Origin of the sequence: Streptomyces katrae (genome assembly GCF_000966975.1) — a bacterium.
Lineage (GTDB): Bacteria > Actinomycetota > Actinomycetes > Streptomycetales > Streptomycetaceae > Streptomyces > Streptomyces katrae.
The window spans coordinates 1-9,693 of the sequence record NZ_JZWV01000319.1 but is presented as its reverse complement, the minus strand read 5'-3'; the positions used below and the strand labels follow the sequence as shown (position 1 = coordinate 9,693).

At 71.3% G+C, this 9,693-nt stretch carries 8 protein-coding genes, 1 tRNA gene and 1 pseudogene; 6 read left to right on the top strand and 4 right to left on the bottom strand.

Annotation, left to right across the window (positions count from 1 at the left end; translation table 11 throughout):
• Positions 1-423 precede the first annotated feature (423 nt).
• The gene (locus VR44_RS12815; RefSeq protein ID WP_045947585.1) at positions 424-1,809 is read right to left on the bottom strand and encodes a cystathionine beta-synthase; all 1,386 of its coding nucleotides are present in this window, start codon (positions 1,807-1,809) and stop codon (positions 424-426) included.
• Positions 1,810-1,934: 125 nt separating this feature from the next.
• Between VR44_RS12815 and VR44_RS12810 the strand changes: the two genes are divergently transcribed.
• The 3 genes from VR44_RS12810 (at position 1,935) to VR44_RS12800 (ending at position 5,494) form a co-directional block, all read left to right on the top strand.
• Entirely contained in the window at positions 1,935-2,942 is a 1,008-nt protein-coding gene (locus tag VR44_RS12810) for an SGNH/GDSL hydrolase family protein (protein ID WP_045947584.1), read from the top strand.
• A gap of 199 nt (positions 2,943-3,141) precedes the next feature.
• On the top strand, positions 3,142-4,362 hold the full coding sequence (locus VR44_RS12805; RefSeq protein WP_045947583.1) for an acetyl-CoA C-acetyltransferase: 1,221 nt from the start codon (positions 3,142-3,144) through the stop codon (positions 4,360-4,362).
• Between the two features lie 328 nt (positions 4,363-4,690).
• Positions 4,691-5,494: a hypothetical protein gene (locus tag VR44_RS12800; RefSeq protein WP_094191589.1), complete on the top strand. Its 804-nt coding sequence runs from the start codon at positions 4,691-4,693 to the stop codon at positions 5,492-5,494.
• On the opposite strand, the gene VR44_RS12795 is transcribed toward VR44_RS12800, so the two are convergent.
• Positions 5,478-5,837 carry a hypothetical protein gene (locus VR44_RS12795; protein WP_045947581.1) on the bottom strand — a complete coding sequence of 120 codons (360 nt, stop codon included), beginning with the start codon at positions 5,835-5,837 and terminating at the stop codon, positions 5,478-5,480. The genes VR44_RS12800 and VR44_RS12795 overlap by 17 nt on opposite strands.
• Positions 5,838-5,938: 101 nt before the next feature.
• Here VR44_RS12795 and VR44_RS12790 point away from each other — a divergent pair, with 101 nt between their 5' ends.
• On the top strand, positions 5,939-6,169 hold the full coding sequence (locus VR44_RS12790; RefSeq protein ID WP_042812614.1) for a DUF4287 domain-containing protein: 231 nt from the start codon (positions 5,939-5,941) through the stop codon (positions 6,167-6,169).
• Positions 6,170-6,276: 107 nt separating this feature from the next.
• On the opposite strand, the gene VR44_RS12785 is transcribed toward VR44_RS12790, so the two are convergent.
• Positions 6,277-7,131, bottom strand: coding sequence for a Bax inhibitor-1/YccA family protein (locus VR44_RS12785; protein ID WP_045947580.1), 855 nt, complete (start codon positions 7,129-7,131; stop codon positions 6,277-6,279).
• Positions 7,132-7,302: 171 nt separating this feature from the next.
• Positions 7,303-7,384: transfer RNA gene (locus VR44_RS12780), tRNA-Leu, on the bottom strand.
• Positions 7,385-7,791: 407 nt separating this feature from the next.
• Here VR44_RS12780 and VR44_RS12775 point away from each other — a divergent pair.
• Positions 7,792-8,560 (top strand): annotated as a pseudogene (locus VR44_RS12775) (ABC transporter ATP-binding protein).
• A gap of 56 nt (positions 8,561-8,616) precedes the next feature.
• A partial coding sequence (locus tag VR44_RS12770; protein ID WP_045947579.1) for an ABC transporter permease occupies positions 8,617-9,693 on the top strand: 1,077 nt, incomplete at its 3' end.

Sequence of the window (9,693 nt, the reverse complement as noted above, 5' to 3'; positions counted from 1 at the left end):
CGCGGGCTGGAATGTGCCGCTCCGCGCCCGGCGAGGTCTGGGGACGGAGCCCCCAGGGGGGCCGGGGCGGAGCCCCGGGAACGGAGGGGGCCGGAAAAGCCGGCGGGGCCGCCGTACCCCCGGGGCTGGCCCGGAGGGCGGGACGACGGCGGCCCCGGCCGGGGACACGGGCCGGGTCAGGGGCTGTCCGCGTCCTGGGGCGCCGGCCCGCTCCGGGAGCCGCTCCGGAAACGCGCTGACGCCGCACATGGCGTCGGCCAGGCCCGGCCCCGGTCTCCCGGACGGCCCCGCCGACAAGACCACTGTGCCGGTGCCGTGTTAAGCGGACGCTGCCGCCATGTGTCGGGGCCGTACCGTTTGCGCCAAGGGCCGGGAACGGACCCCGGCCCCTGCTCCGCCCCCTCCCTCGTGCGAGGGCGAGCGCTACTTCGCGGTCTTCGCCAGGAAGGCCAGCAGGTCCTGACGGCTCACCACACCGGTCGGCTTGCCCTCGACCAGTACGATCGCCGCGTCCGCCTCACCGAGCACGGCCATCAGTTCGGACACCGGCTCACCGGAACCCACCTGCGGCAGCGGCGCGCTCATGTGCTTCTCCAGCGGGTCGCCGAGCGAGGCCCGCTGCGCGAACAGCGCCGCCAGCAGTTCCTTCTCCACGACCGAGCCGATGACCTCGGCGGCCATCACGTCCGGGTGACCCGCGCCCGGCTTGACGATCGGCATCTGCGAGACGCCGTACTCGCGCAGGACCTCGATCGCCTGACCGACCGTCTCCTCGGGGTGCATGTGGACGAGCGACGGGATGCCGCCCTCCTTGTCCGCGAGGACGTCCCCGATGCGCGCGGCCGGACCGGCCTCCTCGAGGAAGCCGTGACCGGCCATCCACTCGTCCGAGAAGATCTTGCTGAGGTAGCCGCGGCCGCTGTCCGGCAGCAGGACGACGACCACGTCGTCCGGTCCCAGCCCCTCGGCGGCGCGCAGCGCGGCGACGACCGCCATGCCGCAGGAGCCGCCGACCAGCAGGCCCTCTTCCTTGGCGAGCCGGCGGGTCATCTGGAAGGAGTCCTTGTCGGACACCGCGATGATCTCGTCGGTCACGTTCGGGTCGTAGGCGGTGGGCCAGAAGTCCTCGCCGACACCCTCGACGAGGTACGGGCGGCCGCTGCCGCCGGAGTAGACGGAGCCCTCCGGGTCGGCGCCGATGACCTTGACCTTCCCACCGGACACCTCCTTGAGGTAGTTGCCGGTGCCGGAGATCGTGCCGCCGGTGCCGACGCCCGCCACGAAGTGCGTGATCTTCCCGTCCGTCTGCTCCCACAGCTCGGGACCGGTGGTCTCGTAGTGCGAACGGGGGTTGTTCGGGTTGCTGTACTGGTCCGGCTTCCAGGCGCCCGGGGTCTCGCGGACCAGGCGGTCGGAGACGTTGTAGTACGAGTCCGGGTGCTCGGGGTCGACGGCGGTCGGGCAGACCACGACCTCGGCGCCGTACGCGCGCAGCACGTTGATCTTGTCGAGGGACACCTTGTCAGGGCAGACGAAGATGCACTTGTAGCCCTTCTGCTGGGCCACGATCGCGAGTCCGACGCCCGTGTTGCCGCTGGTCGGCTCCACGATGGTGCCGCCCGGCTTGAGGGCACCGCTCTGCTCGGCGGCCTCGATCATCCGGACGGCGATCCGGTCCTTCACGGAACCGCCGGGGTTGAAGTACTCGACCTTGGCAAGCACGGTGGCCTGCAGGCCTTCGGTCACGCGGTTGAGCTTCACCAGCGGGGTGTTGCCGACGAGGCTGATCATCGAGTCGTGGAATTGCACCATGTTCTCCAAGAAGGGGACTCCACGGGTTCTCCGGGAGGTCCGGCCAGAGTATGCGGAAAGGGATTGGCCGACCGGCAGTACGGGGCAGGAAGGTCAACACGACCGAGGAGGTGGCCTGAGAGGTGTCCAGAGCGAGAACGGCCCGCCGGATCGCGGCGGGGGCAGCGTACGGCGGGGGCGGACTCGGGCTGGTCGGGGTGGCCGCGGTGGGGCTGGTGCTGGCGGAGGTGCAGTTCGCCAAGCGGACGGTGGGGACGGGCCTGCCGGATCCGCCGCGCGCGGACGGCCTGTACGGGAGCGAGTTCGGCGGGCCGGAGCTGAGCCCGGGGCCGCTGCGGATGGCGATGCTGGGCGACTCGACGGCGGCCGGCCTGGGCGTGCGCCGGGCCCGCCAGACCCCGGGGGCGCTGCTGGCGTCCGGGCTGGCGGCGGTGGCGGAGCGGCCGGTGGAGCTGCGGAACGTGGCGCTGTCGGGGGCGATGTCGGACGACCTGGACCGTCAGGTGTCGCTGCTGCTGGACGGGGACGGGCCGGCGCCGGACGTGTCCGTGGTCATCATCGGGGCGAACGACGTGACCCGGCGGATGCCGCTGACGCAGTCGGTGCGGCTGCTGACGGCCGCCGTGCGGCGGCTGCGGCTGGCGGGGTCGGAGGTGGTGGTCGGCACCTGTCCCGACCTGGGCACGATCGAGCCGGTGTACCAGCCGCTGCGGTGGATGGCCCGGCGGGTGTCGCGGCAGCTGGCCGCCGCGCAGACCATCGGGGTGGTCGCGCTGGGGGCGCGGACGGTCTCGATGGGGGACATGCTGGGCCCGGAGTTCGCGGCGAACCCCCGCGAGATGTTCGGCCCGGACTCGTACCACCCGTCGGCGGAGGGCTACGCCACGGCGGCGATGGCCGTCCTGCCGACCCTGTGCGCGGCGCTGGGCGTGTGGCCGGAGTCGGACCGCCTGGACGTCTCCCGCAACGAGGACATGCTCCCGGTGGCCAAGGCCGCCTCGGCGGCGGCGGGCGAACCGGGCACCGAGGTCACGGCGGCCCGGGGCCCGTGGGCCCTCCTGAAACACCGCCGCCGCCGGCGCCTCCCGGCGGAGCCGGTGCCGGAACCGGCGGCACCGTCGGCGTCCTGAGGGGGTGCCGGTGCCTGGCGCCATCCCGTCAGTCCCCTACCCTGCCTCCAGCCCCGCCGGCGGGTCACTGCCCCGCCGGGGGCCGGTGGGCCGCCCGGAGCGACGGGCATCACACCACCGCCCCGGTGACCTCGACCGTACGGGGCGGTAACTTCGCTTGCGGTCCCGCAACGACGCACGCACACCCCTTGGAGTCCCGATGCCCGAAGCCGTCATCGTTTCCACCGCCCGCTCCCCCATCGGGCGCGCCGGCAAGGGGTCCCTGAAGGACGTCCGGCCGGACGACCTGACCGCGACGATCATCCAGGCCGCCCTGGCCAAGATCCCCGAGCTGGACCCGCGCCAGATCGACGACCTGATGCTCGGCTGCGGTCTGCCCGGCGGGGAGCAGGGCCACAACCTGGCCCGTATCGTCGCCGTGCAGATGGGCATGGACTACCTGCCCGGCACCACGATCACCCGTTACTGCTCCTCCTCCCTCCAGACCTCCCGCATGGCGCTGCACGCCATCAAGGCCGGCGAGGGCGACGTCTTCATCTCGGCCGGTGTCGAGACGGTGTCGCGCTTCGTCAACGGCTCCTCCGACGGCCTGCCCGGCACCCACAATCCGCTGTTCGCCGACGCCGAGGCCCGTACGGCCGCCGTCGCGCAGAGCGAGGGCAGCGACTGGCACGACCCGCGCGAGGACGGCCTGGTCCCGGACGCCTACATCGCCATGGGTCAGACCGCCGAGAACCTGGCCCGCCTCAAGGGCGTGACCCGCCGGGACATGGACGAGTTCGGCGTGCGCTCGCAGAACCTCGCCGAGGAGGCCATCAAGAACGGCTTCTGGGCCCGCGAGATCACCCCGGTCACCACCCCGGACGGCACGGTCGTCAGCAAGGACGACGGTCCGCGCGCCGGCGTCACCCTGGAGGGCGTCGAGGGCCTCAAGCCGGTCTTCCGTCCCGACGGCCTGGTCACGGCCGGCAACTGCTGCCCGCTGAACGACGGCGCCGCCGCGCTCGTCATCATGAGCGACACGAAGGCGCGGGAGCTGGGCCTGACCCCGCTGGCCCGCATCGTGTCCACCGGTGTGACCGCCCTGTCCCCCGAGATCATGGGCCTGGGTCCGGTCGAGGCCTCGAAGCAGGCGCTGAAGCGGGCCGGGCTGACGGTCGGCGACATCGACCTGTTCGAGATCAACGAGGCGTTCGCCGCGCAGGTCATCCCGTCCTACCGGGACCTGGAGATCCCCCTGGAGAAGCTGAACGTCAACGGCGGGGCCATCGCCGTCGGTCACCCGTTCGGGATGACCGGTGCCCGGATCACCGGCACCCTGATCAACAGCCTCCAGTTCCACGACAAGCAGTTCGGCCTGGAGACCATGTGCGTCGGCGGCGGCCAGGGCATGGCGATGGTGATCGAGCGCCTCAGCTGAGACGCGGGCCACAGCGCGCAGAGTGAGGGGTCCGATACCGCTCCAGCCGGGCCCCCAGCTCCCGCAAGGGATCCTCTAGATCCATGCGGTGTACTGACATCAGGTCTAATCCCGTCGCGGCCGACCTGTGACCGAATCTCCCCCAGGATGTGACCTTTGTCCTGGGGGATCGGTATTTGCCCAGGTCAGACGTCATCCCCCTAGGGCCTCCAGGACGAAAGACCTGTCCATTTCATGACGTAATGCACTGCACGCCATTCCCAGCACGGGACAAGCTGATGTAGGAAGTCGGGGGATCGAATCAACCAGGAGTTAGTCAGTGAGCGCCATGCCTCTTGCCCTGCTGCTGACCACGGCCGCTGCCACGGCCGTGGGCGCTGCTGCGCTGCACGCCGTACACGGACTGCGTAAGCAGGTGTCGGCCCTGCGCGATGAGCTCGCCCTGCCGGCCCACGCCCGCGGCGCGAGCGTTCCGCACGCCCGCAGCGCCGTCGAGTCCCCCGCCGCCGAGATACGAGCCGCCGTGGCCGCCGCCCTCGCCGAGGAGCGCGAGCGCGAGCTGGCCGAGGCGCGGGCGTTCTGGGCCGCGCAGGAGGCCCGCGACGCCGCCGACGCCCCCTCCCTGCTGGGCGGGCTGCCCGGGCTGGGCGAGGACGGCCCCGTCTTCCTGCCCCGGCAGGCGGACCTGGTCGGCCTGGAGCCGGTCCTGGGCGACGACCTCGCGGACGAGTACCCGGAGGATTCGGCCGAGCTGGCCGCGGCCCGCCGGCGCCACCCCTCGCACCCCGACTTCGTTCCGGTCCAGCCGCATCCCGGCGCGGACCACGAGCGCACCGTCAGCCGCCTGGAGGAGCTCGCGGAGGCCCGTACGGCCCTCGCGGACGTCCGCCCGGGCCCGCTGGGCACCCTCGACGTGTACGTCTTCACGGACGGCACCACCCTGTGCATGACCCCGGGCCACCGGGAGACGGCGGAGCGCCTGGCCGAGGCCCTGCGCTCGGGTACGGCCCCGGTCCTGCTGGGCGGCTCGGGCATCTCCGGCGCCTACGCGCTGACCTTCTCCTGCGGGGACGCCGAGGACCCGGACAGCAACGTCTACATCCTCGCGGACCGCGTCATCGCATCGCTCTGACTTCCGCCCGCTCCACCAGCGCCACGGCCTCGTCCAGCATCTCGGACGGGGCCTTCGCGCCGTCCGGGCCGGTTCCGGTGCCGCGGGCGGCGCGCAGGGCCTCGGCCAGGTCCAGCCCGGCCACCGCCAGCTGGTCCCCGACGACGAACACCCCCTCGTCGGGCATCACGCGCGCCGGAGCCGCCCCCGAGGGGTCCTCCAGCCGCTGTGCCCGCAGGGACAGCTCACGGGCCAGCTCCAGGGCCTCGGCGGCGGCTCCGCGCTGGAGCCGGCTCTGCGGGGCGGCCCGCAGCCGGTCGGCGAAACGTTCCACGGCGGCGGTCAGGGGCGAGGTATCGAGCACCCGGCCGACCTTACGCGCCGGTCCGGCACCATTGCCAACGGGCGAACTCTCCGGCACGGTGCAGTGAAGAGAACAGCACGGCGATACCCCCGGAGGCGCCCATGTCCGTTGAGTTCTCCGAGCAGACCCACCGCAACATGATCGACAGAATCCCCCAGACCACCGGTCGTGAGATCTCCGACTGGCTCCGGACCGTCGACGAGGGCCCCTCCCTCCTCCGGTTCGAGGAGAAGGTCAACTGGCTGCTCGGCGCGCACGAGCTGTCGCACGGCCAGGCGAAGGCGATCGTCCACGAGTACGGGCTGCGCAGAGCGGCCCGCCGGTTCGGCTGAACCCAGGCCCCCCTGCCCCTGTAGACCCCCGAGATGCGGGAAGGCCCCGCGAGCGTCGCTCGCGGGGCCTTCCCCGTACCGCCGAGAGCCGGCGGCTGCCGGTACGACTAGTCGTCGCCGGAGAGGATCTGGAACAGGCGCAGCAGCTCCAGGTAGATCCACACCAGGGTCATGGTGAGGCCGAAGGCGGCCAGCCAGGCCTCCTCGCGCGGGGCGCCGTAGGTGACGCCGTCCTCGACCTGCTTGAAGTCCATGGCGAGGAAGCAGGCGCCCAGGACCACGCCCACGATGCCGAAGACGATGCCGAGCGGACCGCTGCGGAAGCCGAGGCCGTCACCGCCGCCGAACAGCATGAACAGCGAGTTCGCCAGCATCAGCAGGACGAAGCCGAGGGCCGCGGCCATCACGAAGCCGGTGAAGCGGCGCGTGACGCGGATCCAGCGCATCTTGTACGCGACGAGCACGGCGGCGAAGACGCACATCGTGCCGAGCACGGCCTGGATGACCACGCCGGCGCTGAGGTAGTAGCTGGTCGCCGCGGAGATGACGCCGAGGAAGAAGCCCTCGAACGCCGCGTAGGCCAGGATGAGGCCCGGGGACGGCTTGCGCTTGAAGCTCTGGACCATCGCGAGGACGAAGGCGACGAGCGCCGCGCCCACACCGATCATGTACGACTTGCCGAGGTTCGCCGGGTCGACCGGCAGGGCGAGCCAGGCCACCACCGAGGTGACGATCAGGACGCCGAGCGTCATGGCCGTACGGCTCACGACGTCGTCGATGGTCATCGCGGCGCCGCGGGCCGGCGCGGCCGGCATGCCCGTGGTGGGGTCGATGGCGTAAGGATTCGTCGCGTACGGGTTCGTCGCGGTCCCGGCCTGCGCGTACTGCGCGTCGAAGCCCGCGTAGCCGCCGTTGTCGCGGCTGAACCCCCGTCGCGAGAAGACCGGGTTACTGCTCCTCATCTCATCTCCTCCATGGCCACGCTGCGCGGCCTTAGCGTCAAGGGTAATGCGTTCGCAAAAAAAGCACCCTACTGCTGGAGGAGGATCTTAGAAGAAGGCACGGCGGACCGCCGGGGGATATCCGGGGGCGCCCCGGGAACGGCGTGCGGGGCTGCGGCGGAGCCGCGGGAGTGCCCGGAGCCGGACTTGAACCGGCACGGCCCGAGGGCCAGCGAGGTTTAAGCTCGCCGTGTCTGCATTCCACCATCCGGGCAGGGCGCAGCGGGCCCCGTGGTAAAAGCCTTGAACGCTGCGGTGAGCCTATCCGGAACGCCCCGTCGGCCAGAGGCCCGTCTATCCGATGTTGTCTGATTTTATTGGCGATTGAGTGGGCGTCAGGACCGATAAGTCACGGTCGGCAGCGCTGAAGGAGACACTCCGCCCCGCCCCGCAAATGACGTGATTTCGCCGCCCCGCGCCACCCCGGGCCACCCCTCCGCCCCGGCGCGCGCTCAGGGCCCCCGTCATACCAGAGGAGGAGACGACCGCGCCCCTGGTCAGACTCGAGTGGACCGTCGAACGGGCACCGCGGCTGATCCCCCGCGGGCAGGGCCGCGGTGAGGATGGAAGGGTCCCGCCACCGCGCAGCAGACCCGCTCGACAGGAGTCCCCGTGACCGCCATGAACTACGCCCCGCAGCACACCACCCAGGCCGTGGCCGCCCGTGCCACGCAGCTCTCGAAGGTGTACGGCCAGGGCGAGACCCAGGTGGTCGCGCTGGACAACGTCTCCGTGGACTTCGGCCGGGGCCAGTTCACCGCGATCATGGGCCCCTCCGGCTCCGGCAAGTCCACGCTGATGCACTGCGTCGCCGGCCTGGACACCTTCTCCAGCGGCTCGGTCCGCATCGGCGACACCGAGCTCGGCAGCCTCAAGGACAAGCAGCTGACCCAGCTGCGCCGCGACAAGATCGGCTTCATCTTCCAGGCGTTCAACCTGCTGCCGACCCTGACCGCCCTGGAGAACATCACCCTCCCCATGGACATCGCCGGCCGCAAGGCCGACAAGCAGTGGCTGGACACCGTGGTGAACATGGTCGGCCTCTCCGGCCGCCTCTCCCACCGCCCCACCCGAGCTGTCCGGCGGCCAGCAGCAGCGCGTGGCCGTGGCCCGCGCCCTGGCCGCCCGCCCCGAGATCATCTTCGGCGACGAGCCCACCGGAAACCTCGACTCCCGCTCCGGCGCCGAGGTCCTCGGCTTCCTGCGCAACTCGGTGCGCGAGCTCGGCCAGACCGTCGTGATGGTCACCCACGACGCGGTCGCCGCCTCCTACGCGGACCGCGTGATCTTCCTCGCCGACGGCCGCATCGTCGACGAGATGTACGCGCCCACCGCGGACGGCGTGCTCGACCGGATGAAGGCCTTCGACGCCAAGGGCCGCACCAGCTGATCGGTCACTGATCACCGAAGCCACGAACAGACTTCCAGCCCAGGACTGATAACCCCATGTTCCGTACCGCCCTGCGCAACGTCCTCGCGCACAAGGCCAGGCTGCTGATGACGGTCCTCGCCGTCACCCTCGGCGTCGCCTTCGTATCCGGCACCCTCGTCTTCACCGACACCCTCGGCAAGGCCCTCTCCGGCCAGTCCGCCAAGAGCTACGACGGCATAGCCGTCTCCGTCACCTCGTGGGGCCCCTCCCGCGACGAGGACGGCCAGAAGCAGGGCGAGCCCGGCATCAGCCAGCAGACCCTGGAGAAGGTCAAGGCCCTGGGCGGCGTCGACTCCGTCTCCGGCCGGGTCTCCGGCTTCGCCGGCGTCGGCGACGAGAACGGCAGGCTGATCGGCTCCGGCTGGGCCAACAAGGGCTCCAACTACGCCCCCGTCAAGGACGGCAAGGACCCCCGCTACACCTTCACCGACGGCACCGGCCCCGCCAAGGACGACCAGATCGCCCTCGACAAGGAGTCCGCCGCCAAGGGCGGTTACAAGACCGGCGACAAGGTCCGCGTCGCCACCAACGGCCCGGTCAGGGAGTTCACCCTCACCGGCGTCTTCACCACCGAGGACGGCGCCGTCAACGCCGGCGGCAGCCTGGTCCTGTTCGACACCAAGGTCGCCCAGGAGCTCTACCTCCAGCCCGGCTACTACGACGAGCTCGCCGTCGCCGCCAAGGCCGGCACCTCCGCCGACAAGCTGCTCGCCGACATCAAGCCGCTGATCGACGCCAAGCACGCCAAGGCCCAGACCGGCAAGGAACTCGCCGCCAAGCAGGCCAAGGACATCGAGAAGCAGATGAGCAGCTTCAGCACCATGCTGCTCGCCTTCGCCGGCATCTCCCTCTTCGTCGGCGTCTTCCTCATCTACAACACCTTCACCATGCTGGTCGCGCAGCGCACCAAGGAACTGGCCCTGCTGCGCGCCGTCGGCGCCAAGCGCGGCCAGGTGATGCGCTCGGTCCTCGCCGAGGCCCTGGTCATCGGCGCCACCTCCGCCGCGATCGGCCTGGCCGCCGGCATCGGCCTGGCGGTCGGCATGCGCTCCCTGATGGGCTCCATCGGCGCCTGTCTCTTATACACATCT

What these genes read in the sequence shown, in the direction of transcription:
- VR44_RS12785 (WP_045947580.1), bottom strand. Translation starts at nt 7,131, where the DNA reads ATGAGGAGCAGTAACCCGGTCTTCTCGCGACGGGGGTTCAGCCGCGAC.
- VR44_RS12790 (WP_042812614.1), top strand. Translation starts at nt 5,939, where the DNA reads ATGTCCGTTGAGTTCTCCGAGCAGACCCACCGCAACATGATCGACAGA.
- VR44_RS12805 (WP_045947583.1), top strand. Translation starts at nt 3,142, where the DNA reads ATGCCCGAAGCCGTCATCGTTTCCACCGCCCGCTCCCCCATCGGGCGC.
- VR44_RS12800 (WP_094191589.1), top strand. Translation starts at nt 4,691, where the DNA reads ATGCCTCTTGCCCTGCTGCTGACCACGGCCGCTGCCACGGCCGTGGGC.